Genomic DNA, 26,729 nt, shown 5'->3' on the forward strand with positions numbered 1-26,729 from the left:
TCTTATACATCTTTCCCCCGCTTTAGGAAAAACTACTCCTAAAGAAAGGGGATTGATGTGAGTGATTGAGCTTTCATCCACTATTGAAGGTAAACATTATCAATTGTACAAGCTCGAACAGCTGCTGAAGCCGCTCGGATATACAATCGGCGGCAACTGGGATTACGACCATGGATACTTTGATTATAAAATAGACGACGAGGTCGGCTATCAATTCCTGCGTGTCCCGTTCAGGGCGGTTGACGGTCAGCTTGATTCCAGAGGGGCGACAGTTGAATTCGGAAAGCCGTTCCTGCTTGGACATAAGTACCAAAGAGGTCTTGATGACTTTGCCTCTGCAGGTGACTTCTCAGGGACAGTCAATCAATTTTCCGAGCCCGAGGATCCTGACTCAAGTATTCCAGACAAATATGTGGACATCGGCCGGGAATTGGTAAAAGAGCTGGAAGATGTCATCATGACAAATTAAGATTTCAAGAATGGTGAACCAATTTTAAGAAGCTGACCCAATGGTAAGAGAGGAGTCAGCTTCATTTTTTTTGAGAAGTTGTTTCATTAGTGATGACAAGCAATTCATCAGAAGCTTCAACAATTGTCGTCAAAGAGGGATTCACTGATGTTTCATCTCCCTTTTTAATTCCGAGCAGAATGATATTTCGTTGCAGAAGCCTCTGGCTTAAACTTTGAAAGGTTTCATTCACACAATCCTCTGTAATCGGTACAAGCTGCAGGTGATTCCCTTTAAGATGATTCAACAGCTTCAGGATTGTTTTTGACATTCCCTGTGAAATGACGCTGTTGATCATGACATAGCTGGTTTGCATATTGGTTTGAACCACTTCATCCGCCCCCGCACGCTCAGCATTTATGACCTGGTCCTTCTGAAGGATTTCCACCACGGTATACACATCGGGATGATTCCCTTTCACCGCGAGCAGCGTCAGGACCGTATGCATATCTGCTTCCACTTCATTGCGATTCTGATCCGCGGTGATGATGGCGACGGAAGCTTCCTGCATACTTGCTTTTTTCAGGACCTTATCCTTAAACGGAGTCCCCTTGATAAAATGGATATGGTGATTCCTGTATGGATTCTTTTCAAGCGTTTCGTCAATCAATATGATTTGTCCGCGGAAATGAAGCGAGTTCAACTGACCGATAATTTCCCTTGCACGTTCATTCCAGCCTATGATCACCACATGTCCTTTTCCTTTGAATTCCGCTTTTCCTTCCATATAGGCGTTTTGCGACATCACTGTATTGGTCGCTAATGTAATAAAGTATGTAGACAGGAATCCCGCACCGACCAGGATAAGGAGGATTCCAAAAACCCTGCCTTCATTTGAAGCGGGAACCAGGTCACCATACCCCACTGTCGACATCGTAATGATGGCCCACCATATCCCATCAAAATAGGACGGAAACGTGTCAGGTTCGATAAAGTGTATAAGGATGCCAAATAACGTCATCAAACTTATGGCTATTAGGAAAATCCGCAATAATAAAGGCCAGCGCAAGAATTGATGAAACAGCTGCTGAACCATTCAACCAGCCTCCTTCTTCATAATGGACGAGGTCGTCCCGCGCCGGCATCCTGGCTCGTTAATAAAAGGCGAGCTTGCTTAAAGGCAAAAGAACGCCTTTTATGCAAGCTCGCCGTATGTGTGCAGGGCATGACCAGGTGCTTGCGCATTTGTTAATCCGCACTGACCATTATTGCCCAAACAGGGTTATCTCATAACTAATCCAGCCATTCTTTCTTTAACATACTATACATATAGGCATCATACATGATGTCTTCCTGCAGAATATATTCCCGCAGCAGCCCTTCGCGGCGGAAACCCAGCTTTTCCACGACTCTGGATGAAGCCTGGTTATTCGGTACGATAACCGCCCCTATGCGGTTCATTTCTCTTTCGATAAAAAGATACGTAATAAGCGGTTTTAACGCTTCCCCCATGATGCCGTTCCCCCAGTAATCCGGATGAAGGTCGTATCCAATTTCGCATCGTTTATAGGGCTTTGCGATTCCGTGGAAACCGCATGTTCCCATCATCTGATCCGTGCTTTTATCCACGATCGCCCAGCGCATCGGGCCTCCGACGTCGAGCTGTTTTTCGAAGTTCTCCACCATTTTCTCGGCCACTTCTTTAGAAGAGATGGGGCTCATGCCGAAATATTGCAGGACTTCCCTCGAAGTATAGTGTTCAAATAAAAAATTGACGTCCTCTTTGGTGATCTGCCTTAAGATCAGACGCTCCGTTTCAAAGATCGGATAAGTTGTCGTTGTCATCTTCATCTCTCCTTTAGGCTCTTTTCGCATACTTTGCCGCTTTACACATGGTATTTTCGATGGTAAGTCTGTCTCTAACATAGCTTGAGTGCGAAAAGAGCACGTCTACAAGTTGCAATCGGACAGCTAGACTATGTACGAAAAGCAGCAATCTTTTGGAAAATAGCTCTCCTTTAAAAAGAGTATATCACGAGTATATTAGAAAATAAGGAAAATTTCGAAAAGTAAAGTGTGAAATTTTCCCTTTTAAGAGACTGTTTTGCTGGAGGTTTTTTATTTTAATCTTTTGGTGGGAGGGAGCATGTTTTGGTTCCAGCTGTGGCGGGTACTAAAAGCGTAAAACGATAAACTTTAAGACAAGGAGAGTTGTGCTGTGAACGTTCACTTTTGTATAGAGGGACAGTCGGACATTTTTCACAAGCAGAAGTTTGAAGATATTACGCCTTTATTGAAGATGAAAGAGGCAGGGACCCTTTTAACGTTTAAGGATGAACGGGAAGAATCCTGCTTTATTGAAGGAAGAATCATTAAAACCTCATTTGAGACACTTCTGGATTCGAACAAGGAAATAAAAGAGCAAATCCTTGTTGTTCATTTATACGTTGAGAACGAAGAAATGAGGGCTGAAACCATTGCAGGAGAAAGAAGGTAGAATCATAATAGACTGCCGATGATCTACCATGCTCCCCCAAACGACCATTTATTACATCCTTTTTATCTATTACTCTATTGAAAAATACAATAAATGGAATTATGCTAAGAGAGTATTGTAATTTGTAATAAATGGAATAGTAGGGGGATGGAAGGGTGAAAAGCGCATGGAGAAAAGGAATGAAAGCACTACTTGCGTTGGGGCTTATTTTTTCAGCGATGACAGTCATTGGAATCCAAGCTTCGGCAGCAGGGGATTTCAACAGGAGCATCGAAGGGCCTCCGGGAGGATACGGAAGTCTATCATGGAAGTATGAGGGGCTCAACAGAACGACCTCTTATGTTATTTACAACTACTCTGATACGAGTGAGCAATACTGGAAAAAAGTTTATTATGATAAAAACAATAACTATGTTAAAACAACCTATGGTTCTCATTAGATAAAAAAAAATGATTATGTCCAGCGACATAATCATTTTTAAGTTCAGTTCTGAAAGGACTCCGCAATCCTGACCATATCTTCTTTCCTCAGAACGACATCAGATGTGCGTGGATTGTAGCCTATTGAGTAAAAGGTGCCATCTTTATACCAGGAAAGGTTACTCGTTTTCCATTCCCTATTTTCACGGTAGCTGCCTGTTACATCACCGATTTTCACAGGTTCGTACATTGCTGGGGTACCTGATTCAATACCGATATCCAGGGTGATCGTCAATCTTTGCTTTTCCGGGCCTATTAATTTGATAGAAAAGATATCAAATTCATCTTGAGGAGTATGTTTGTAGGTTCGATCCACAACTTCAAAAGGAATGATCGTCGGCAATTCGATCTTTTCACTCCATTTTGCAGCATCTTCATCCACATGAAGGTCCAGTTGATAAAAATCAGCTTGACTCGCATTCTTACCGTCTTGGAATAACCCAAGCTGGCTCCCGCCGAAATAAACAAACAAGCTAAGGCAGGCCATCATGAATACTGCTGACATTACCGGGGCAAGCACAGGCTTTCTGTTATGGAAAGATTTGCTTCTGCCAGAATGTATCTCATCTAAAATATTCCTTCTCATTTTTTCAGTGAACCCGTGATCCTTGAACGTTTCTTTTTTCATCCTTGCACGGAGACGGCTCAATTCATCCATTGTTATACACCTCACTGTTTTGGTAGGCGGCACCCAGCAATTTTCTTCCTTTTGCTAAACGTGTCTTGACTGTGTTGATGTTCAAATCCATGCACTGTGCAATCTCGGCCAGCTTCATTTCTTCAAAATAAAATAAAAAGATGATTTCACGATATTTCACTGGCAATGATAATAAATTCTGTATGAGTTCACTGTTGGTTTCTTCTTGAATAAGGTTTTGCTCAGGTGTGCCGAATTTTCCCTTCACCATGTCATTGATGGTATGTGTGAACGAGATCATCCTCGTATCCCACCGCCTTAGATAGTCCTTGCAGTGATTGATCGCCATTCGGACGATCCATGTCTTTAAAGAGGATTCTTCGCGAAAGGTGTCCATCTTCTTGTAGACCTTCACAAACACTTCCTGGGTCAAATCTTCAGCCAGGCTGTGATCCTTCACGTACGAATACACTATGTAATAAATATCGTTGCCATACTCACTCATCGCTTTTTCCAGAATGAGGTCCCTTGATGAGTCAGGAAAGGCTACTTTTTGATTTTTTTGCAAAAAATCACCCGCTTTCGTCCTCTCCATTCTACCAATTTGACGTATACATTTGAGGAAAAGTTTTGAAATTTGTGGAAAAAACCTAGGGGGATCTTTTTATGGAGACTTTTTCCAATTTTGTGGAGTATAATTGAATGGAGCAGTCTTGCTTAGGGGAGAGGGGATCTTTCCATGAACTTTTATATGTATTTGGTTTTTCCGATTTTCCTGTTGATAATTTTGACGCCATTTGTTTTTTTAATTGACTTTGTATGTAAGATCCTTGAGAAAAGGGTAAACCCTAAATATTTGAAACTAACGATCATCATGATTCTTCTGTTCATAATGGCTGGCAGCTCATCCATCATGAGTGTCCTTAGCGGGTTGGGGATGATTAATACCTTTTTTATATCAAGCCTATGCTTTTTTGGGCTGGGCTGGGTCACGAATATCACGAATAAAGCCCATAGGAATATGGACAGCACCTTCGCTAAGTTTGTAACAAACAACTCTTATAAATATCAATATGAAGCGTCCGGTACCCCTGAAGTGAGTCTGTATTTCATTTCAAGCCTGATCTTCCTTGGAGGAAGCTGGGCTGTGGCGTTTGCTGTGGCTTTATTATGATCGTAAATCAGAAACATGAAAGGGGGGAGATCTCTTTGCGTACCAGCAGCATCATTCTAACAGCCATCATGGCAGGAATTTATTCTGGGATATTAGACGGTTTTGAAGAAAGCATGGGGCTTACCTCGATTGCCAGCGTCTTTATTTTGATCTTTATGACATTTAGTACGGCACTCTTATTCAAAAAGGTTCTTCCCAAATAAAAGGAGTACCGCTCCATGATTGAGCGGTACTCCTTTTATTTTATCTCCTCGAACCGATCGAGCGCTCTTTTTCTTGCCGCTTTATGATCGACGATCGGATAAGGATAATCCTTGCCAAGCTTCACTCCGGCTTTCTCCAAAACCTCATCAGGGGCAGTCGAAGGAGAATGGATATACTTGTCAGGCATGTCATTCAGTTCAGGTACCCACATCCGGATATACTTCCCGTCTCCATCAAATTTCTCGCTTTGGAGGGTAGGGTTGAATATGCGGAAGTAGGGCGACGAGTCAAAGCCGCTTCCGGCAACCCATTGCCAGCCCATCGAATTGTTTGCAGTATCGGCATCGATCAACGTATCAAGGAACCACCCCGCACCTTTTTGCCATGGGATCAACAGCTGCTTGGTTAAAAAGGAGGCGGTGATCATCCGGACACGGTTGTGCATGAATCCGGTCGCCCATAATTCCCTCATGCCGGCGTCGACGATTGGATAACCGGTTTTTCCTTTGGCCCAGCTTTGCCAATGTGAATCATTGTCTTCCCACTCGAATGCTTTGAACTTCTCATGGAGAGGCTCTTCTTCCGATTGCGGGAAGTGCATGAGCACGGAGTAGGAGAAGTCTCTCCATATCAGCTGTTTGATGAACGGCTCGGTTTGTTTTTCCATACGTTCAGTGAAGTGAAGAAACACTCTCCTAACAGAAACAGCGCCGACTGCTAAGTAGGGGGAAAGAGTGGAATGGAGGCCTGCCGCTGGATAATCCCTTCCCTCATCATAATCCTGGACTTCTTTGCTGAACCGCTTCAATCGTTTAATCGCCGCTTCCTCGCCTGGATCCCAGATGTTCTCCATGATCTTATACCAGGTGATTTTCGGAAATAGATGTAAGTCCTTAAGCAAAAGTCCCTTTTCATCAGTATAAGGTACAGACAATGATTTTACCTTTGGAACAGGCTTAGGAATATCTTCTTTTCTAAGAGCCTTATAGTATGATGTGTATACTTTATAAGGAGACCCATCACTTTTCGTAATCTTCCAAGGTGGAAGGAGCAGGGTCCCTTCAAACGTTTTAACCTCAAGACCTTGCGAAGACAGCTTATCGGCAAGCTTCTTATCCTTTTCAAATGTCACAGGTTCATATACCCGATTCCAATAGACAGCACTTGCCCCTGTCCTTTCAATCCACTTTGGGAGCACATCTTTCAGTTCCCCTCTATCAAACAGCAGGTAACCGCCGATCGCTTCCAGAGATTCCTGAAAATACTCCAGGTTCCGGTGGAGCCACCATTTCTTTGCCTCACCTAATCCTGACAGGCTTCTATCATGAACGTAGAGCGGAATGACCTGCCCTGCCTTGGATGCATGATAAAGAGCGGGATGGTCATGCAGACGGAGATCCTGCCTGATCAGGACGATGATCGGTTTACCCATACAACCGCCTCGCTTTCTTGATTTAATTCTTATGAAGATTATATAAAAGTTATTGGTTCGGGTTCAAAAATGGATGGGTTTTTAGAATTTTAATCGAATATAACAGCTGCCAGAGGTTTTTCAAGGGATTCTTGGAGTTTTGGAGACAAAACGCCGGATATATTATCAAAAACCGGCATCATATTATCAAAAATCCAAATATTTTATCAAAAACAAACTTTTTATTATCAAAAAAACAATTATATTATCAAAAACCATTATATGGAAACTTTAGTTGAAGAGCATTCACCCATGCGCACATATGCCTGATTTTTCAATATAAATAATCGAAATTTTCAAAACAGTTCATATGTCATACCTAATTCCGACATTCTGCTCGTTAACAGGACTTAAGTGGTATAGACATCTATACTTTTAATTCCATAAACTAGAATAGTAGAGTAATTGGAAACCCTTACATTAATAACTAAAAGGAGGGAAAGATGGATGAAAAAGAAATCAGTTTCAATGGCTTTAACCGCTTTGATGTGTACTTCGTTATTTAGTCCCGCAGTACTTGCTCAAGGTGGGGAAAATGACAGGTCAGTATCGGAAGCGGAACAAGTTCGGGCACATCCTGCATTCTCATGGGGGAATCCTGCACCATCATCACCTGTCCTTCACCCCGGTTCAGCACGGGGAGCAGGTATGATGCAATCGACGTTGGATCAGATCGACCCTTTGATGGAAGAGAAGATTGCTGAAGGTGTCATGCCGGGGGCTGTCGCGCTTGTCGCGAGAAGCGGACATATCGTAAAACATGATGCTTACGGAGATGCTTACCGGTATACGGATGGTGATTTCACTGAAGCAGACTCGCCGATCGCGATGGAGAAGGATACGATTTTCGACCTCGCATCCATCAGTAAAATCTTTACCACGACAGCAGCGATGATCCTTTATGAGGATGGAGCATTCGGGCTGGATGATCCTGTTGCGGAGTATATCCCTGAGTTTGCTGAGAATGGGAAGGAAGATGTCACGATCAGACAGTTGATGACTCATACATCCGGATTCACGGCATGGATTCCACTTTATAGTAAAGGGAATGATAGAGAAGACAGGATGCAGATTGTCTTTAATCATCCGCTTGCGAACGAACCCGGCACCGCCTATACATACAGTGATTTAAACATGATTACATTGGGTGCCATAATTGAACGATTATCCGGGCAGCGCCTTGATGAATTTGTGAAAGAAAATATCACAGAGCCCATCGGAATGGAAGATACAATGTATAACCCTCCAGCTGAACTGAAAGAAAGAATCGCTGCAACAGAATATCAGCCTGCGGTCGGAAGAGGGCTAGTATGGGGGGAAGTGCATGATGAGAATGCCTGGTCACAGGACGGTGTTGCAGGGCATGCAGGTGTTTTCTCCACTGCAGAAGATCTGGCTAAATTTGCTCACATGTTTGTAAAAGAGGGACGCTATGGAAATAAGCAGATCCTGAAGCCTGAAACGATCAAACTGCTTTCTGAAAATCAGATTCCGGAATTTCCCAGCGATGACCACGGACTTGGCTGGGAGCTGAACCAGGGGTGGTTCATGGATGGGTTATCAGATGAGAACTCTCTTGGTCACACAGGTTATACCGGGACATCAATCGTCGTGAACCAGGATAATGATACGATTGCCATCCTGCTGACCAACCGTGTCCATCCATCAAGAAGCACGGTATCGACCAATACGGTCAGACGTCCATTTGCGCGTTTCGTTGCAGATTCGATCCCGGTAGAAATGCCTAAGAAAGAGGAAGCTTGGTTTTCAGGATATGGTGATCAATTGAACCGCAGTTTGACGGCAGAAGTGAATATTGAGGAGAATGCTTCTTTATCTTTTGATACCTGGTACCGGATTGAGAATGATTCGGACTTCGGTCATGTAGAAACATCGACTGATGGAGAAATATGGACGGCTGCCGGAACTTCTTTTACAGGAAACAGTGAAGACTGGTCGGAAAAAGAAGTCTTGATACCGGCAGACACAAAATTCATTCGTTTTAACTACGAAACAGATTCGTATGCGAATTACCGCGGCTGGTACGTAAAAGATATTCAACTGAACCTTTCAAATGGTGAAAAGCTTCAACCCGTATTCACAGGCTGGGAGAAACGAAGCTATTAAATAAAAGGAGGAGAAAAGATGAAACATGCTTACAAGGTATTTTCTTTATCCATTCTGGTACTCGCGATGATCATCTCGGGATTGCCGATGAATCATGCGAAAGCAGAGAGCCCGTTGAAAGATCTCGTGATCTATCAAAACGCTCCGCAAGTGGATGTGTCGAATTCCGGTAAGGGAATCGGATTGAAGGCCCTGAATGTTTATGAGGACGGTCACTTCACATTTGTATCGGAAGGCCTCGACTGGAGCTCATCCAACAAGAATGTAGCGGCTGTAGATGATAATGGAAATGTAACGTTAACAGGTAAGAACGGTAAGTCCTTTATAAAATTGACAAACGGCGAATTCACAGACCGCATTGCCGTCCATGTAAAACCTGCTCCTGAAAAAGGGAAAAAAGGTAAACCGGCATCCAAGGCTATGATCGTAAAGGAAGAAGGAGAGCGCTATGACCTTGTAGATGAAGCCATCACGAACATGACAATCGAAGAAAAAATCGGTCAGATGCTGATGCCAGACTTCAGGAACTGGGACGGAGAAAACGTAACGGAAATGCTTCCTGAAATCGAACAGCTGGTTAAGGATTATCATCTCGGCGGGGTTATTTTATTCCGTGAGAATGTTGTCACAACGGAACAAACGACAAAATTGGTAGCCGATTATCAAGATGCTTCAGAAAAATATGGATTACTGATGACAATTGACCAGGAAGGCGGGATCGTCACACGTCTTCAATCAGGTACCGACTTTCCAGGGAATATGGCATTAGGTGCCACAAGATCTCCTGAGATTGCTCACAAAGTTGGAAAAGCAATCGGTGAAGAGCTGCATTCGCTTGGAATCAACGTTAACTTTGCACCAGTGATGGACGTCAACAATAATCCTGACAACCCGGTAATCGGTGTTCGTTCTTTCGGGGAAGATCCTGAATTGGTCGCTGAAATGGGTGTGGCTTATACGGAAGGACTTCAATCAACCGGTGTAGCAGCGACAGCCAAGCATTTCCCTGGTCACGGTGATACGGCTGTGGACTCTCACTTGGGACTTCCTGAAGTGCCGCATGATAAAGAGCGCTTGATGGAAGTGGAGCTGTATCCGTTCCAGAAAGCCATGGATGCAGGAATCGATGCCATTATGACAGCACACGTCACGTTCCCTAATATTGACGATTCCAAAGCCATCTCCAAAAAAACAGGGGAAGAAATTGCTGTTCCAGCCACTCTTTCTCACAAAGTCCTGACAGAACTGATGCGTGAAGAAATGGGCTATGAAGGTGTCATCACGACCGATGCGATGAACATGAAAGCGATCGCGGATCATTTCGGTGCAGTGGACGCGGCTGTCCGCGCGGTGAAAGCAGGAACGGATATCGTCCTTATGCCAGTTGGACTAAGTGAAGTGAGACAAGGCCTGCTTGATGCAGTCGACAGCGGGGAACTGACAGTCGATCGAATTGAAGCATCCGTTGAAAGAATCCTTTCACTGAAAATCAAGCGTGGTGTCATCAAGGAAGAAACACCTCTTCCAATAGAAGAGAAAATCGCACAGGCAAGTGCAATCGTCGGATCCCAAGAACATAAGCAAGTTGAAAAAGAAGCGGCAGAACGCTCCATCACACTAGTAAAAAATGAACAGGCCCTGCCTTTGAACCCATCTGCAGACGAAAAAGTAGTGGTAGTGGGCAGATCCTTTATTGAAGATCTGGGGAATGCAGTGAAACAGCAGCATGACAACACATCAGTCATCGAAATTGGGTCAAACTATCAGCTGACAGAAGCACAGAAAACTGAAATTAGAGAAGCATCAGCTGTCATTGTCGGCACCTACACCTATAATGTTTCGGGCAGATCTCCTGAAAGTGCGCAGATGCAGCTGGTAAAAGCTTTAGGGGAAGAAACAGAAGCACCGGTGATTGCACTGGGCATCCGTAACCCATATGACGTCATGGCCTTTAACAACGAAGTGGACGCGTATCTTGCTCAATACGGCTTTCGTACAGCAAGCTTCAAAGCAACAGCAGCGACCATCTTTGGAGAAAACAACCCTGGCGGCAAGCTCCCGGTATCAATTCCAGGCGTGGAAGAAGGCACCTTGTACGAATTCGGTCACGGCTTGACGTATTAATTTTATATAAACAGGAGGGGAAGACCTTGAAAAAGTGGATGATCGCATTACTCACACTGGTCCTTATTCTTTCAACGATGTCAGCAGGATCTGCCCATGACAACGATGGAAAAGGAAACGGCCATGGAAAGTGGAAAGGGAAGCACAAAGATTTCTCACTTGGTGTAGAGCAGCTTCTTGAAGAAGATAAGCACCTGATTGAAGGGAAAAAAGTAGGCCTGATCACCAACCCGACAGGAGTCGATCAAGAGCTGAACAGTATCGTAGACACATTGCATAATGACCCCGATGTTGAATTGACAGCCCTTTACGGACCGGAGCATGGTGTCCGCGGGGATGCACAGGCTGGTGAATATGTTGAATTCTATATCGATGAAAGAACGGGTCTTCCAGTATACAGCTTATATGGCGCAACGAAAAAGCCGACACCTGAAATGCTTGAAAACGTTGAAGTCCTGCTATTCGATATCCAGGATGTAGGAACCCGCTTCTACACATACATCTACACAATGGCGTATGCAATGGAAGCGGCCAAAGAAAATGATATCCCGATTATCGTTCTGGATCGTCCAAATCCATTAAGCGGTAAAGAAGTTGAAGGACCGGTACTTGAAATGGAGTATTCTTCATTCGTCGGTAAATACAGCATCCCGCTTCGCCACGGTATGACAGTCGGAGAACTTGCCAAATTATTCAATACAGAATTTGAAATTGGTGCCGACTTGACTGTTGTGGGAATGGAAGGCTGGAAGCGCAGCATGTATTATAATGAAACACCACTGGAGTTCGTGATGCCTTCCCCGAATATGCCGACCCTTGAGACGGCATTGGTATATCCGGGTGCGGCGTTGATCGAAGGAACGAACGTATCCGAAGGCCGCGGAACAACGAAGCCATTCGAGCTGATCGGTGCACCATTCATCAATGCAGCAGAACTTGCAGCAGCACTGAATGACCTGGAGCTGAAAGGCGTTACGTTCAGAGCGGCGTCCTTCACTCCGGCATCATCCAAACATGCTGGAAAACTGTCACACGGAATCCAGATCCATGTCACTGACAGAAAAGACTTCAAACCTGTTGAGACAGGATTGCATATCGTCAAGACAATCCATGACATGTATCCCGAAGACTTCCAATTCCGCGCAGAAAACAGCGCAGGCATCTCATTCTTCGACAACCTCATCGGAAACGGATGGGTGCGCCAAGGCATTGAAGAAGGAAGAAGCGTAGAGGAAATGGTAGAACAGTGGGAAACCGAATTAGACGAGTTTAAAGAAGTACGTGAAGAGTATCTGATATATTGATTCCATTGTTGAAAGAGCCTGAGGCCCTGCTGCCTTGGGCTCTTTTGCATTACGCTAAAATAGAAGGAATAAATGATTCTCTTCAGCATATGAATAAAGGTGTTGTGGTTCTATCAAAATACTTAAAATTCACCCGTATTATTGATAGCATAGTAGTGTAAGTTTGTAGGTGAAGAATCAGTTAATGCTTAATGTTGTATTTAACTCGTTCCAGCTGTTGATGGGAGTCCAAGACGAAGACTCCTAACAGAAGAGCAGAAGGGCTTTGTTCAGAGGCGTGTGGCATAAGACGAATCGGCCAAGAAGGCGTCGTTTGCCTTCTTGGTCCGTTTGGCTTATGACATGTGCCTCTAAGCCCTGCAGCTGGACAGATAAAACTCCTTTAAACTTTGCGACGAGGAGGCTCACGGGTCACCCGCGGAAAGCGAAGTCTTGCACGGAAATCAACAGCGGTATTTAAGGCGGTATAAACGTACGCTTAATTTTGTAGCGGAATGCTTAAACTGCCGAATCAATAATAAGAAAAGAGGTTATCAATCATGCTAAAGAAATTCGCAAGTGATGCATTGGGTATCAGTGATATCGGAAAAATCATTAAAAGAGAAGACTTTGATAAAACACAGTCAGATGATTACGTACTGAATGAGGATGGGGAGAAAATCCACTTCCTGATCAAGTCCAAAACGGACGAATACTGCTTCACCAACCGTGCGCTCATTCATTTAGATGGTGAGAAAGCCTCCAGCAGCAAACGAAATCTTTACCGTTATGAGTACTATCAGAACCCGATCAGCAACGTGTCCATCGAAACAGCCGGTACCATCGATCTGGATCTTGAAATTAAATTTACGATGGGCAATCAAGCCTTCTCCGTGGATATCGATAAAAAAGAAGGAGAGGCAATCGCCGACCTTTACAAGTCACTTCTTTCAATCTCCCACATTCAGCAGGAAGGTAAGCGGAAAATCGATTCAGCAGAAAAAAGCTTATCAATGGCCAGGGATCTCATCGCGAATAACCGCTTCCATGATAATGATATTTCAAATGAATTCAAGCAAACGACGGGCTTTGCATTTGAATGGTTGAACGATCATTATAATGCGAATACGAGAAAAGATTTCGGAGAGGTTTTTAATCGATATATTCAAAACTAGAAGAATGAAAGAAGCGTCTGCCCCTTTGATGTGGCAGACGCTTTTCTTAACATGGTTCACTTATTACAACAATACTTTATCCAATTCATGCATTTTATCGTAAGCACTCAACAACTCTTCAGGCACCAGTTTCCGCCCATAAATCCAGGCGTTCTTCTCGATCTGCGCCTTTAACTCGTTTATTTCCTTATCGTCACCATACATCAGAATCCTCGTATCATGCTTATTCTTCTTAAAATCCAGATAATAGCCGAGAACTCGGTAGAGAACGATTTTTACAAGGTTCTCCTTTGTCTCCTTTATATTCAATTTCGCGATATAACCATTGATTTTCAAGTAATTAAATCTGATTATGTTATGGGATACGTTATAACTCATAGGCACGGTGAGTTGGTTGTTCGATTCATAATTGATATCTAAGTTGTGATCGGATAATGTTTGCTGGATGATTTTCTCGATATTCCATATGTAAAGCATTCTATATCACTACCCTTCGACGACTATTGTTTCAGTATAAGGAGGATTTCTTGCTTTGTAAAATATCCGCTCCGTTCATCGATTTCCGCTCAAAGGGCACTTGGTCTATTAGTCCCGTTTCCATAATAAATATAAGGTGAAGGGGGAACGGTCGATGAGCTTATTTGAGAGTCATGTGAAGAAGAATTTATTGAGGCTGCACCGGAATTTGTATGTCTCACGTGACGACCCGCAGTATTTTGAGAAGGTCCTCCGGTATAAGGACCCCGACAATTCCGAAGCGAACTACTATGTCGGAAAGAAATATGAAGAAGAGGGAGCACTGGTGAAGGCTTATCTTCATTATAAACATGCAGCAGATGCAGAGTCCCCATATTATTTTAAGGCAAGAAAGGCATATAAGGCCCTCGAGGAACAATTCAATCCTCCCCCGACACCAATGCTGCCGGATCGGAAAAAGCTTCCTATTTATATGAAATCCCTTATCGTGTTCCTAATTCTATTTAACTTGTTTCTTCTGGCCATCATGTTTTGGAAGGTAGATTCTCTCCGCACGATCGCCTCCAGTGTAAAGGGGTGGGGTACAGATAAGGAGGTGGTGTTTGAGACGGAAGATATACCTTACGTATTTTACTTTCCTGAAGATACATCGCTTCAAGAGGTGGAGAATTCGATTTATAACAAAGCGGTCCGCATAGGAAACGGGCTATCGAACAAGAGTGTTCTGTTATACGGTGTGTGGACAGCCGATCCCGGACTTTCCCTTGAGGTACGCCCATTAAAGAGCGAAAGGATAAAGTCCCAGGCATTTGTCATTGCAGAATACAATTCTGCGATTGATGACTCTGTAAAAATACGGTTCTTGAACAACCATCAGGCTGCCAGTGACCCCTACTCGAATACCTACATTGGAACAAACCTTTTGCGAACCGCCCTGAAGGCGTACATGGATGAAAAAGGGTCGGCGCCGCGTTCTCTGGATGCACTTGTGGATGATTATCCGGAAAATTACCTCAGCTACATCCCAAAGGAGCTATATCTTGGGTCGAATGGGGTCTCACCTACTCATTCAGGCAAAGGAGGCTGGGTGTATGATCCGAATGCTTCAAGCATAGACAAAATGGTCTATCCCAATATCGCAGACGTCATTCAAATCCCTTTTCATCCTGTCGAGGTCGTCGTGGATAAGAGGTCGTTTACTCTCATGGTGAAAAGCTCTCCCTATATGATCGATTTGAAACCAGTAGGGCTGGGTAAAGATGATTCCACTCCGGAAGGGACGTTCACTGTTCAGAATCGTGTTGTGGGACCTGTAGGAATCCGTGCCAATATGTTTGGTGCTGCAGGATTGGGTATGGGGGTTTACGCCATTCACGGCACGTATGAGGAGGAATCCATCGGTAAGGAACGATCGCTCGGTTGTATCCGGCTGTCCAATGAAGATGTTCAAGACATTTTTGACATCGTGCCCAAGGGAGCGGTTGTGAGGATTGTTGATAATCCGCTATTGATGACGGGGTATAAAGATGTGGGGGATATGGATATTGCACCACCTGAGGAAAAGCCGGGGATCAATCAATCAACAAAGAGAATCTTTGATTGGGCAGGGTGAAACATATCAATCACGATATTTTGTGATTAGGAAAACCCGAAAATTATAAAAGAACAGGGAAAACCTTAAAGGTTTTCCCTGTTCTTTGGTATGGAGCATAGCGGGATCGAACCGCTGACCTTTTGGCTGCCAGCCAAACGCTCTCCCAGCTGAGCTAATGCCCCTTGATTCTTTATGTATGCCGTGTTAATGGCTATGAAAATATTTTAATGGATTGTCTATTTTATTGTCAATAACATTTTTGAAGATAAGCACTTAATTTTCTGCGAACTTGTAAGCGGAAGAATCAAACTCTTTATCAATGTAATCTTTCACCCAATCATGGTAACATTAAATCTAATGAATAGTACGGAGGATACCTTATGCGTATTTTTAGGGTTTTGAACAATAATGCGGTGGTGGTAGTGGACGGGCCGCAGGAGAAGATCGTGATGGGAAGCGGGATTGCGTTCCAGAAGAAGCGGAATGATATCATCCCGAAGAACAAAATCGAGAAGATATTTGTGCTGCACGGAAATTCCTCTGAGAAGTTTCAGCAGCTGCTGGCCACTCTGCCGGAGGAGCACATTGAAATAGCGGAGAATATTATCTCTTTTGCGGAAGGCCATTTACATGCCCCCCTAAGTGATCATATCCACATCGCACTGACGGACCATCTTTCTTTTGCACTTGAAAGGCTGCAGCAGGGAATTCCGATTAAGAATAAACTGCTGAACGAGATCAAGATGTTGTATAAAAAGGAATATGAAGTCGGGATGTGGGCGAAAGAGGAGATCAAGAAGAAACTCGGAATCGACATTCCAGAGGATGAGGTCGCTCACATAGCACTTCACATCCACACGGCCAAAATGGATGCACCATCTATGAGCGAGTCTTTGAAGCAGGCCACGATTCTAAGAGACTTTGTCGATAAAATCGAAGAGATCCTGAATATCGAAGTCCAAGAGTCCAGTATTAATTATCAGCGCCTCATCACCCATCTAAGGTTTGCCCTGAACCGAATTCAGCAGGGTGATCAGTTCGATCCGATCGATGAGGATATGTTCGATCTCATCAAAATGAAATATGAATCTGCTTATCAAACGTCAAAACAATTAACGGAATATTTGCAGGAAGAATACGGCATCCAATTTCCTGAATCCGAAATTGCTTACATCGCCCTTCATATCCAAAGGTTACTTTAATGACAGTGTGAAACAATAGCTGAGCGATTCGTGATTGGACCTGAATATTTGGTGCTGCATGGCAGCCCTTCTAAAAGTGAATGAACCAAGGCGGCGATTGCTTCCTTGGCTCATTCATTTTATTTTCCACAGAATTTACCACTGAGTATGATATATCCTTCCCTGATTGATAAAAGGTGGTTTTCTAAATTGAAATTAGAGGTATGTTAACATAGGTAAGGTACATAATTATCGAGAGGTGAAGCATGAAACAGGCAACAAGAGTATTTTGGTATGCATTATTTATTACATTGATCGTTGTCGTTTGGGGTTCTGCAGCTCCAAAGAATTTGGAGAAATTCACAGCATCGGTCACACAAGGGATTTTAGATAAATTCGGCTGGTTTTATTTATTGATTGTCATTGCCATTCTTCTTTTCTGCGTTTACTTGATGTTTTCGCGTTACGGAAAAATTAAGCTTGGTAAAGAAAATGATAAACCTGAGTTCAGCAACTCATCATGGTTTGCGATGCTCTTCAGTGCCGGGATGGGGATGGGCCTTGTCTTCTGGACAACTGCCGAACCGATTTCCCATGCATTTATCAGCAGTCCTGCAGCAGAACCCGGGACTGATGCAGCCGTGAAAGATTCATTGAAGTATTCTTTTTTCCACTGGGGAATCCATGCATGGGCCGTTTACGGAATCGTGGCACTGGTCCTGGCATACTTTAAATTCAACCGCGGGGCTCCCGGCTTGATCAGCGCCACCCTTATCCCGCTATTTGGAGAGAAGCGGATGAAAGGAATGCTGGGTCAGTGGATTGATGTATTGGCTGTTTTTGCGACGGTGGTCGGTGTTGCGGCCACTCTTGGTTTCGGATCTGCTCAAATAACCGGGGGACTTTCCTTCTTATTTGGAATACCGAACAATTTTACCGTCCAGTTAATCGTCTTAGCTGTTTCTACCATTCTATTCATATGGTCCGCATGGTCGGGTATCGGTAAAGGGATTAAATATCTGAGTAACATCAATATGGGACTCGCCGCCCTTCTGCTGGTGCTATTATTCATCGTTGGACCGACGTTGCTGATATTGAATATGTTCACACATACCCTTGGCAGCTATGTCGCCGATTTCTTTAAAATGAGTCTTAGGATTGCTCCGATGGATTCTGAAGCGCGGACATGGATTAATGGCTGGACCATTTTCTACTGGGCATGGTGGATCTCCTGGGCACCTTTCGTGGGAATATTCATAGCGAGGATATCAAAAGGGCGGACGATCAAGGAATTTTTATTTGGCGTTCTATTGCTTCCTTCCCTCGTATGCTTCATATTCTTCTCCGTATTCGGGGTTTCGGCATTACGATTGGAGAACCTGGGGATGGCGGCCATTTCGGAATTCAGTCTGGAGACTTCCACATTCGGAACACTCGCTGAGTATCCGCTCGGTACGTTTATGTCGATCCTGACGATCTTTGTCATCGCCATTTTCTTCATTACTTCTGCAGACTCTGCCACGTTTGTTCTGGGTATGCTCAGCACAAATGGACGGTTGAATCCAGGCAATCAGATAAAAATGGCATGGGGACTGATCCAGTCCATGATGGCGGCTGCAGTTGTCTACTTCGGCGGGACCCAGGGTCTTCAGAATATGCTGATCATCGCAGCCCTGCCGTTTGCGATCGTCATCATTTTGATGGGCGTGTCCTTTTTTAAAGATATACGAGTGGAATTACGTTCAAAGAAAAACGACCCAAAACACAATGTACTGAAAAAAGGCAGCTGATCGGCTGCCTTTTTAGACAACATAGAGAAAGTGCAAGAAAAAGAAAACGGTTGACGGTACCGTTTTCATATTGTAGAATGATGTCGAAAACAACTTCAAATCGAGGATTGTTACTGATCATGCAGGCAAGACCTAGAATGTATAAGACAGCGGTAGAAGTCTATCTATGACCTACCTCTATTTTCTTATATATTTTAGGTCTTTTTTTGTTGCTGAATATAAAAATAGAGGAGGAATCATGATGAATCACCGCGAGGTTGCTGAGAAGCTTGTACCGCTGTTGGGCGGGAAAAATAATGTCGTCAGTGCGACTCACTGTGCGACACGCTTGCGTCTTGTCATTGAAGATGAAAGTCAGGCCGATAAAGAGGCGATCGAAGAACTTGACGGGGTAAAGGGGGCATTTTCAAGCTCGGGACAGTTCCAAATCATTTTTGGGACGGGAAACGTCAACAAAGTGTTTGAACATTTCGGCCCGCTTGTCGGGGCTTCAGTGGAAGACAAGTCCCCGACCGGAGAGTCTCACAGCGATGCAGCGAAGCGTAAGATGAATCCGTTTGCCAGGTTCGCACGTACTTTATCAAATATCTTCGTACCGATTATCCCGGCGATCGTTGCAGCCGGTATGCTGATGGGTCTTCTTGGATTGATGAAAACGTACAAATGGGTGGATCCTGAAAGCGGCCTGTTCGTCATGCTGGATATGTTTTCATCTGCCGCATTCATCATCCTGCCGATTTTGATCGGGATGAGTGCCGCGAAGGAATTTGGGGCGAATGGCTACCTTGGGGCAGTAATCGGGGGAATCATGACCCACCCTGCACTACTGAACCCTTGGGGGCTGGCGGATGCAAATCCTGAAACGCTTGATTTCTTCGGCATGGGTGTTGAAATGCTTGGTTATCAGGGAACGGTTATCCCGGTTCTATTGACAGTTTATGTGATGGCGAAGCTTGAAAAAGGCTTGCGCAAGGTAGTGCCAAACGCAGTAGATTTACTTGTTACGCCTTTCTTGACCGTTATCTTTACAGGATTTATTGCCCTGTTGGTTGTGGGTCCGTTAGGAAGAGTTCTTGGTAATGGCATCACAACCGTATTGGATGTTGTCTATAACACTGCCGGTCCGATTGCTGGACTTGTATTCGGAGGACTCTACTCAACCATTGTCCTGACTGGTGTTCACCACAGTTTCCATGCGATTGAAGCGGAATTGCTGGCGAATGTTGGCGGAAACTATCTGCTACCGATTTGGGCGATGGCAAATGTCGCACAGGGTGGAGCGACACTTGCTGTCTTCTTCAGAACGAAAAATAAAAAGACGAAAGAAATCGCCGTTCCGGCAGCTGTTTCTGCATTCCTTGGAATCACAGAGCCTGCGATCTTCGGGGTTAACCTGAAGCACCGCCGTCCATTCATCGGCGCGGCAATCGGCGGAGCTCTTGGCGGAGCCTATGTCGTATTCACACAGGTAATGGCAAACGGAATTGGGCTGACAGGCATTCCGATGTTTGCAATCGCGCAGGATCCCATCAATTACGGAATCGGTTTTGTGATTGCCGTAGCAGGTGCTTTCATTGCGACACTTCTGTTAGGATGGAAAGAAGAAACGAAATAAACCCTGAAGTCCTTACCAGCTTTTTGGCTGGTAAGGATTTGCTTTATATAATAAGAAGAAAGAAATGAGGAGGAACGGACATGAAGAAAGGAATCATCTCCCTTGGAGAAGTACTGATTGATTTTATCCCCCTTGATAAAGACAATGTCACTTTTCAAAAAAGTCCAGGTGGCGCGCCTGCAAATGTGGCAGTAGGTCTTGCCAGGCTAGGAGCGAAATCTACTTTTTTAGGAAAAGTGGGAGAGGACGTATTGGGAGAATACTTGATGCAGACATTGAACGATTACGGTGTGAGAACGAACCAGATGCACTTGTGCAAGGACGTACGTACTGGAGTCGTTTTCGTGACCAACGCGGAAGATGGTGAGCGCAGCTTCGACTTCTACATCGATCCGAGCGCCGATCGTTTTCTAGAAAATAAGGATATCGATGAAGAAGATTTCACGTCTCACAAGATCCTTCACTTCGGTTCGATTTCAATGATCAGCAGCCCTTCCAAGGAAGCGACTCACTATGCAGTTAGGCTTGCAAAGCAAAATGGAATGATCGTTTCCTATGATCCCAATCTTCGTCTCGGACTTTGGGATTCGGAGGAGGATGCACGCGAAACAATCAAGAGCATGCTTTCGCAGGCAGATGTGCTAAAGATTTCAGAAGAAGAGCTTGAGTTCATTACAGGTGAAAAAGAGGTAGAAGCAGGTGTGGAAATTCTTCAGGAGTACGAAATTCCTTTAGTGATCATTACGCTGGGGGCAGAAGGGAGCTATGTGTTCAAGGGAACCTCATATGAACGTGTGCCAGCGATGAAAGTTAAGGCGGTCGATACGACAGGGGCTGGCGATGCATTTGTTTCAGGAATCCTGTATTCACTTCATCAATTTGAAGAAGACATGAAATCCCTTACGCTTGAGCAAGCTGTCGAGATGGCCCGGTTTGCATCGGTATCCGGCGCACTTGCAGCATCGACAAAAGGAGCGATGACAGCACTTCCGACACTGGAAGAAGTGAACAGTCACCTAAGGGAGGAGGAATAGCAGATGACGAGAGATGAACAGCTGAGGCAGGAAGCGCATGCCGAAATGGATAAGAACAAGGAAATCGTTGAACGGGATCCTTATCGTCTTCACTATCATCTTATGCCGCCAGTCGGGCTTTTAAATGATCCGAATGGCTTCATCCAATCCAAAGGTGTCTATCACCTTTATTATCAGTGGATGCCGTTCAAGACAGGACACGGCGCCAAGTTCTGGGGGCATTATGCCTCAAGCGACCTGGTAAACTGGGCCCATGAAGATATCGCTCTTACGCCAGCCGAATGGTATGAGAAGAACGGCTGCTACTCAGGCAGCGCCATCGAACATGATGGGAAAATCCATGCGTTCTACACGGGGAACGTAAAAGATGACGAAGGAAACAGGGAAACGTATCAATGCCTTGCCGTTTCAGAAGACGGCGTTACTTTTGATAAAAAAGGTCCTGTCGTTCATCTGCCTGACGGCTTCACTCCCCATTTCCGTGATCCGAAGGTGTGGAAGCAGGACGGGAAGTATTACATGGTTGTTGGTGCTCAAACAAAGGACTTAAAAGGTGCGGTAGCCATCTTCACATCCGATCATCTTGCCGTCTGGACATATTCCGGCATCCTGACCGGAGGAGGAAAAGGGAAGCTTGCCGACTTCGGATATATGTTTGAATGCCCGGATCTCTTCACGCTGAACGGAGAGGATGTGCTCATTTTCTCTCCTCAGGGCCTGAAGGCAGAAGGAATGAAGTATCGGAATATGTATCAGGCTGGATATGTAATAGGAAGCTTTTATCCTGAAAGTGCAGCATTCGAGCATGGTGATTTCGAGGAGCTTGATCGCGGTTTTGATTTCTATGCACCGCAGACAACGCTCGATGACAAAGGAAGGCGACTCCTTTACGGCTGGATGAGTGTGCCTGATCAGAACGAACAGGATCACCCGACGATTGAATATAAATGGCTTCATTCGATGACGCTGCCGCGTGAACTGAAGGTAGTGGGTGATAAGGTCTGGCAGATTCCTGTCGAGGAGCTGTCTGAACTGCGTAAGGATGCTGCTGTCGAGCATGTTGTGACGTTAGAAAAAGAAAGCAAAGAGCTGGAAGGCGTCCAAGGCAAAGCGGTAGAATTGCAGCTTGATGACATTTTTATTGAAGATGGATGGTTAGACCTCACCATCAGTGATGGTGCAAGACTTTCATATCATCACAGCGACAAAATCTTTACATTTGAGCGTAAAAGCTATGTAGACGGAACGATGGAAAAGCGTCAATGCACGTTGAACGAGTTAACGTCCATTCAGATTTTCATCGACACGTCTTCAGTCGAAATCTTTATTAATGGAGGGGAAGAAACCTTTACCTCCCGTTTCTATCCATCCCCGAATCTGGATAGAATTACGTTCAGTGCTTCTAAAAAGGCAGAGTTCCGATTGAAGAAATGGTCCCTTCATCAATAGGCCGCCCTTGTGGCGGTCTAAATTTCTGGATTTTATCCGATTTTTTGGTGGTAATTGGTCTTTTTTGGGGAGAATCAAATGAAAAACTCTGATTGTCCGGTGTGAATAGAGTAAATTTTGTCTTTTTAAGCTGAAAACGTTAAAAATGAAAAGGATGCTGTGCGTCCACAAGGTCTTTATTATCGAATTTGAACTTTTTATTATCGGAAATCAAAGATGTAATATCGAAATCCAGCATTTTATTATCGAATCGTTAAATTCTTTTATCGATATAGACCTTGTTTTATCAAAACTAAACTATTATATTCAAATCGTTAACTTTATTATCAAAGGTTGTATGTCCCAAGTAATCAACCATAGTAATCACTCCAAAACACCACACGTTACCCAATGACCTTCACCAGCCCCTCTCCCATTAAAAGCTTTCCTTTTAATAAAAATCAATTTGATGTTATAGTAGGATAATATAATTTTCTTTGATGAAAGGAATTTTCATTCATGAGTTATAAAATGATTGTGCTTGATTTAGATGATACATTGCTTCGTGATGATCAGACGATTTCAGAACGTACGAAGAAAGCCTTGATGGATGCCCAGGAATCCGGAGTGAAGGTGGTCCTTGCTTCTGGACGTCCGACTTACGGCATGCGCTGGGTGGCAAAGGAGCTGAAACTAGACCAATATGGCAGCTACATTTTATCCTTTAACGGGTCTAAAATCATCAACTGCCGTACAAATGATGAAACATACAGCCGTACATTGTCAGCTGAAACGGCTCACAGATTATACGATTTAAGTAAGCGTGAGGGAGTCGGGATTCTTACGTATTCCGACGATGCCATCATTGTGGAAGATCCAAATGAATTCGCTGATATCGAAAGCAGGTTAACAGGACTGCCGGTGAAAGTGGTGCCCAATTTCAAAGAAGCGATCGAGGGACCTGTCGTCAAGGCACTTATGCTGAAAGAAGCAGAGCGGCTTGTTGAAGTGGAAAAGAAGCTTCAGACAGAACTTGACGGGGAGTTATCCGTCATGCGCTCAAAGCCATTTTTCCTGGAGTTCACGCAGCTTGGGGTAACAAAAGGTGCGAGCCTCGATTATTTGATCAAACCTCTTGGAATCAAGCGAGAGGAAGTCATCGCCATCGGGGACAGCTACAATGACCTGACCATGATTGAATTTGCGGGACTTGGCGTCGCCATGGGAAATGCGCCGGAAGATATTAAAGAGAAGGCTGATTATGTAACAGCTTCTAATATGGATGATGGAGTAGCAGAGGTGGTTGAGGAGTTCGTATTAAATAGGTTGACACGTGTGTAGGACTTGTAATCCGTTCGGTTGAGAGGGAGAAAATAAAATAAAAAAGAGGTGGCTGAGACAAAAGTGTTTTAGCCTAAATAAAACCCGAACTAATTTTCGTTGGGAGAAAAAGCAGTTCGGGTTTTTAATTTGTTCAACTGTACATTTAGAGATGATGCTTTCCAGCGGTTGATTGGAGTGGAAGACGAAGACTCCTGCGGGAGAAGTGACTAATGTAAGACCCCGCAGGGAGGTACGACCGAGGAGGCTTACGGGTCACCCGCGGAAAGCGAAGTCTTGCACGGAAATCATTAGCGGTATTAAAAGCCTTTACTGTAATGAAGGTTACTGCTCCTTTAATGGAACATCAAACAGAAATACAATTGGAAAATTATGATAATTAAAGTTTATCATAAGTTATATTCTGATGGCGACATCCACAAATATCTCCGTTGATCTTGCCTCCAAAATAATAAAGAATAGCAGACCAAAAATTTCACGTTTTGGCCTGCTGTTCTTCTATTCGGCTTCAACCCGTCCCGAAAAAAAAGAGCTAAACCTATTAATCAGATTCAGCTCCGCTCCTTACTTGGGATCGCACTCCCAATCGTATCCCGAACCATATCCCGGACCAATGCCCCGATTTTCGCTTGGACCGCTTCCCTGACCGTCTCCGTGATTGACTTCCGGAAGCTTCCGGTTGACTAATTTCGGAGGAAGGGGCTGAATTCCGAGGAAGCAGTTGCAGTCAATGGTGATACATTTGTCGGTTTTGTATAGTGCAAATAAATCTTCGACATCGTCGGTCATGTATCCGTCAATATCCACTCCGTCCAGTAACCGCAGTGTTGCACAGTCTTCATCGATATCGATGATCTTAAAGAAGATGGTGCTGCCTGAGTGTAAGTGGGCTTCAAATGGCTCACTATCTTCTTTTGTGTATAAAATAAATGGAATGGTATCTACCTTGTCGTGCTCACAAATGAACTTGAATTTTTGAGTAGCCAATTTACATTGTTCAAAGAGCAATTCATTCAAGGTTTCACATATACAGCTGTTGTGATGACAAATCATCGCCACAAATCCTCCTTTCAACTGTCTCTTATTATTAGTGTATTTTCGTCTTGAAAAGTGGTGTAGTGCATATATAACGGTTTAGGTTGATTCCAAATAAAATTGTATGTCTTTGGCGGCATTTTTTGCGCGCAGCTCTGATTCCTGCACAGATTCTCCGTACGCCATGACATACCCGTATCTGTGACCCATGGAAGTGGGGGGGCGGAGTATTTTTCCTTTTTTGGATTTTATATAAACTTCAATAATGCCTTCATGTTTTTCAGCTTTGTTTTGTCCTGTCACTTTTAAGAGCTTTCCGACCTTGTTTACTGTCATGTAGTAGGTGTAGATATGTTTTTCCCATTTGGGTTTAATCGTGTGAGGTTTTCTGAGATATACTCTTAACGTTTCTTCCACTACGCTCAGTCCGTATGCTTCTGCAATCATCTTGTTCATTGCTCCCCCTGAAATGCGTGGGTTGACTTCAATGAGTTTCCATTGATTCTTCACCAGCCTCATTTCCAGATGACAGCTTCCATTAATAAATCCCAGATCATTGATAATCTCTTCCACCTTTTTTACTAAAGCCGGATGATGGTTTACAGGTGAAACGCTATATCCGGTGACAATGAATCTTTTCTGATAGTTGATTTCCTGTTTAACGACCACTGCTATCACGGGCTTGCCCTCTTTGACCACTACTTCGATTAAGTATTGTGGTCCATCTAAATATTCCTCTACAAGGATGGTGGGAGGTTTTTTCCGATTTAATTTCTTTATGCCCCATTCCAACTCTTCCTCATTATGAATGAGCAGGACATCCTTGGATCCGTTGGAAACGGGGGATTTCAATATAAAAGGATAGGGGATCGTTTTTGCCCTCTCTTTTGAAAACGGAGGCTCCATTTTTATAAAATCAGATGAATATTCTTTTCCAGTCAGTTTCATCCTGAGCACTGTCTTATCCATGCAATCAGCTATTGGCGGCAAGGTTATATCGGTTCCGCAGAATTCATTGGAAAGCCGGGCTGACAAATAAACGTGAGCATCGAAAAAACTGATGATGCATGCTATTTTCTTCCCTGCCTGCTGAAGGGAAGTAATTTCTTTCCTTAACGCTTCTTCCTGCTTTAGATTTACTTCGACCATTTCATCCACTTCCGGAAAGAGATCCTTTTCTCTTAATATCTTTCTATTGTTAGTAAATAGGATGGTGGAATAACCCATTTTTTTCCCTGCTTCAATTCCGTCCCTGGAGGAGCCTGACCGGTGAGTCCCTATGAAAATGATGTATTCGTTCATAAGAGTAAGCAGCTCCTTTAAGAATGTTCTTTGGTTTTTAGTCTCTCCTCATTATATGAGCGGTCTTTGGATAAGTATGGGCAGTTGAATGTGAAATGAGATAAATGGAAGAACTTCCACTGAAAAACATTCAGGAAACAGCAAGGGGACAACAAGGACGGTTAAACAACCAAACACCAGATCGGGCAGAAAACGTCAAATATTTTTGAGAAGCGGCAGTACTCACAAAAAAGCATTCCATTAATAATTTACGAAATCATCAATGAATCAGCCTACACCGCACGTGTACTCAGAGAATAAACTATACAGTAA

Annotated in this window: 24 protein-coding genes and 1 tRNA gene; 16 read left to right on the top strand and 9 right to left on the bottom strand. The window is 44.0% G+C overall.

Annotated elements, in window-relative coordinates; translation table 11 throughout:
• Window positions 1-61 precede the first annotated feature (61 nt).
• The gene (locus ACXAFV_RS05935; protein WP_475125122.1) at window positions 62-469 is read left to right on the top strand and encodes a YugN-like family protein; all 408 of its coding nucleotides are present in this window, start codon (window positions 62-64) and stop codon (window positions 467-469) included.
• Between the two features lie 61 nt (window positions 470-530).
• Here ACXAFV_RS05935 and ACXAFV_RS05940 read toward each other — a convergent pair whose 3' ends face one another.
• Both ACXAFV_RS05940 and ACXAFV_RS05945 read right to left on the bottom strand, forming a co-directional pair.
• Window positions 531-1,544, bottom strand: coding sequence for a potassium channel family protein (locus tag ACXAFV_RS05940; protein WP_475125123.1), 1,014 nt, complete (start codon window positions 1,542-1,544; stop codon window positions 531-533).
• Between the two features lie 197 nt (window positions 1,545-1,741).
• Window positions 1,742-2,293 (bottom strand): GNAT family N-acetyltransferase, encoded by a 552-nt coding sequence (locus tag ACXAFV_RS05945; protein WP_475125124.1) that lies wholly within the window; start codon window positions 2,291-2,293, stop codon window positions 1,742-1,744.
• A 373-nt stretch (window positions 2,294-2,666) separates the two neighbouring features.
• Here ACXAFV_RS05945 and ACXAFV_RS05950 point away from each other — a divergent pair, with 373 nt between their 5' ends.
• A complete protein-coding gene (locus ACXAFV_RS05950; protein ID WP_475125125.1) occupies window positions 2,667-2,945 on the top strand; it encodes a hypothetical protein in 279 nt (92 codons plus the stop codon).
• A gap of 155 nt (window positions 2,946-3,100) precedes the next feature.
• Window positions 3,101-3,385, top strand: a complete 285-nt coding sequence (locus ACXAFV_RS05955; RefSeq protein ID WP_475125126.1) for a hypothetical protein — start codon at window positions 3,101-3,103, stop codon at window positions 3,383-3,385.
• Between the two features lie 44 nt (window positions 3,386-3,429).
• Here ACXAFV_RS05955 and ACXAFV_RS05960 read toward each other — a convergent pair whose 3' ends face one another.
• Both ACXAFV_RS05960 and ACXAFV_RS05965 read right to left on the bottom strand, forming a co-directional pair.
• Entirely contained in the window at window positions 3,430-4,083 is a 654-nt protein-coding gene (locus ACXAFV_RS05960; protein WP_475125127.1) for a hypothetical protein, read from the bottom strand.
• Window positions 4,076-4,630 (bottom strand): sigma-70 family RNA polymerase sigma factor, encoded by a 555-nt coding sequence (locus ACXAFV_RS05965; protein ID WP_475125128.1) that lies wholly within the window; start codon window positions 4,628-4,630, stop codon window positions 4,076-4,078. Before ACXAFV_RS05965 ends, ACXAFV_RS05960 begins: the two co-directional genes overlap by 8 nt.
• 171 nt (window positions 4,631-4,801) lie before the next feature.
• Here ACXAFV_RS05965 and ACXAFV_RS05970 point away from each other — a divergent pair, with 171 nt between their 5' ends.
• The gene (locus ACXAFV_RS05970) at window positions 4,802-5,236 is read left to right on the top strand and encodes a hypothetical protein (RefSeq protein WP_475125130.1); all 435 of its coding nucleotides are present in this window, start codon (window positions 4,802-4,804) and stop codon (window positions 5,234-5,236) included.
• 35 nt (window positions 5,237-5,271) lie between these two features.
• Window positions 5,272-5,439 (top strand): hypothetical protein, encoded by a 168-nt coding sequence (locus tag ACXAFV_RS05975; protein ID WP_475125131.1) that lies wholly within the window; start codon window positions 5,272-5,274, stop codon window positions 5,437-5,439.
• A gap of 35 nt (window positions 5,440-5,474) precedes the next feature.
• Here ACXAFV_RS05975 and ACXAFV_RS05980 read toward each other — a convergent pair whose 3' ends face one another.
• Complete coding sequence (locus tag ACXAFV_RS05980; RefSeq protein ID WP_475125133.1) at window positions 5,475-6,872, bottom strand: cryptochrome/photolyase family protein; 1,398 nt, start codon at window positions 6,870-6,872, stop codon at window positions 5,475-5,477.
• Window positions 6,873-7,358: 486 nt separating this feature from the next.
• Between ACXAFV_RS05980 and ACXAFV_RS05985 the strand changes: the two genes are divergently transcribed.
• The 4 genes from ACXAFV_RS05985 (at window position 7,359) to ACXAFV_RS06000 (ending at window position 13,620) form a co-directional block, all read left to right on the top strand.
• Complete coding sequence (locus ACXAFV_RS05985; protein ID WP_475125136.1) at window positions 7,359-9,038, top strand: serine hydrolase domain-containing protein; 1,680 nt, start codon at window positions 7,359-7,361, stop codon at window positions 9,036-9,038.
• A gap of 18 nt (window positions 9,039-9,056) precedes the next feature.
• Complete coding sequence (locus tag ACXAFV_RS05990; protein WP_475125138.1) at window positions 9,057-11,162, top strand: glycoside hydrolase family 3 N-terminal domain-containing protein; 2,106 nt, start codon at window positions 9,057-9,059, stop codon at window positions 11,160-11,162.
• 26 nt (window positions 11,163-11,188) lie between these two features.
• On the top strand, window positions 11,189-12,466 hold the full coding sequence (locus tag ACXAFV_RS05995; protein ID WP_475125139.1) for an exo-beta-N-acetylmuramidase NamZ family protein: 1,278 nt from the start codon (window positions 11,189-11,191) through the stop codon (window positions 12,464-12,466).
• Between the two features lie 539 nt (window positions 12,467-13,005).
• Window positions 13,006-13,620, top strand: a complete 615-nt coding sequence (locus tag ACXAFV_RS06000) for a PH domain-containing protein (RefSeq protein WP_475125140.1) — start codon at window positions 13,006-13,008, stop codon at window positions 13,618-13,620.
• A gap of 63 nt (window positions 13,621-13,683) precedes the next feature.
• Here the strand turns inward: ACXAFV_RS06000 and ACXAFV_RS06005 are convergent, their stop codons facing one another.
• Window positions 13,684-14,097, bottom strand: coding sequence for a hypothetical protein (locus ACXAFV_RS06005; RefSeq protein ID WP_475125142.1), 414 nt, complete (start codon window positions 14,095-14,097; stop codon window positions 13,684-13,686).
• Window positions 14,098-14,251: 154 nt separating this feature from the next.
• Here ACXAFV_RS06005 and ACXAFV_RS06010 point away from each other — a divergent pair, with 154 nt between their 5' ends.
• Window positions 14,252-15,709, top strand: coding sequence for a L,D-transpeptidase (locus ACXAFV_RS06010; protein ID WP_475125144.1), 1,458 nt, complete (start codon window positions 14,252-14,254; stop codon window positions 15,707-15,709).
• Window positions 15,710-15,800: 91 nt separating this feature from the next.
• Here the strand turns inward: ACXAFV_RS06010 and ACXAFV_RS06015 are convergent.
• Window positions 15,801-15,873 (bottom strand) — tRNA-Ala (locus ACXAFV_RS06015).
• A 198-nt stretch (window positions 15,874-16,071) separates the two neighbouring features.
• Between ACXAFV_RS06015 and ACXAFV_RS06020 the strand changes: the two genes are divergently transcribed.
• The 6 genes from ACXAFV_RS06020 to ACXAFV_RS06045 all read left to right on the top strand — a co-directional run bounded on the left by ACXAFV_RS06020 (window position 16,072) and on the right by ACXAFV_RS06045 (window position 24,080).
• A complete protein-coding gene (locus tag ACXAFV_RS06020; protein WP_475125146.1) occupies window positions 16,072-16,893 on the top strand; it encodes a PRD domain-containing protein in 822 nt (273 codons plus the stop codon).
• Window positions 16,894-17,138: 245 nt separating this feature from the next.
• Window positions 17,139-18,662, top strand: coding sequence for a glycine betaine uptake BCCT transporter (locus ACXAFV_RS06025; RefSeq protein WP_475125147.1), 1,524 nt, complete (start codon window positions 17,139-17,141; stop codon window positions 18,660-18,662).
• A 241-nt stretch (window positions 18,663-18,903) separates the two neighbouring features.
• Entirely contained in the window at window positions 18,904-20,277 is a 1,374-nt protein-coding gene (locus tag ACXAFV_RS06030; RefSeq protein ID WP_475125149.1) for a sucrose-specific PTS transporter subunit IIBC, read from the top strand.
• A gap of 80 nt (window positions 20,278-20,357) precedes the next feature.
• A complete protein-coding gene (locus tag ACXAFV_RS06035) occupies window positions 20,358-21,311 on the top strand; it encodes an aminoimidazole riboside kinase (protein ID WP_475125151.1) in 954 nt (317 codons plus the stop codon).
• A 3-nt stretch (window positions 21,312-21,314) separates the two neighbouring features.
• Window positions 21,315-22,760, top strand: coding sequence for a glycoside hydrolase family 32 protein (locus ACXAFV_RS06040; RefSeq protein ID WP_475125152.1), 1,446 nt, complete (start codon window positions 21,315-21,317; stop codon window positions 22,758-22,760).
• 498 nt (window positions 22,761-23,258) lie between these two features.
• Window positions 23,259-24,080, top strand: a complete 822-nt coding sequence (locus tag ACXAFV_RS06045) for a Cof-type HAD-IIB family hydrolase (RefSeq protein WP_475125154.1) — start codon at window positions 23,259-23,261, stop codon at window positions 24,078-24,080.
• Window positions 24,081-24,644: 564 nt separating this feature from the next.
• On the opposite strand, the gene ACXAFV_RS06050 is transcribed toward ACXAFV_RS06045, so the two are convergent.
• Both ACXAFV_RS06050 and ACXAFV_RS06055 read right to left on the bottom strand, forming a co-directional pair.
• Entirely contained in the window at window positions 24,645-25,133 is a 489-nt protein-coding gene (locus tag ACXAFV_RS06050; protein WP_475125155.1) for a CotY/CotZ family spore coat protein, read from the bottom strand.
• Between the two features lie 81 nt (window positions 25,134-25,214).
• Entirely contained in the window at window positions 25,215-26,417 is a 1,203-nt protein-coding gene (locus ACXAFV_RS06055; protein ID WP_475125157.1) for an ATP-grasp domain-containing protein, read from the bottom strand.
• Between the last annotated feature and the right edge of the window lie 312 nt (window positions 26,418-26,729).

This window comes from Rossellomorea sp. ABR4_012 (assembly GCF_056159545.1).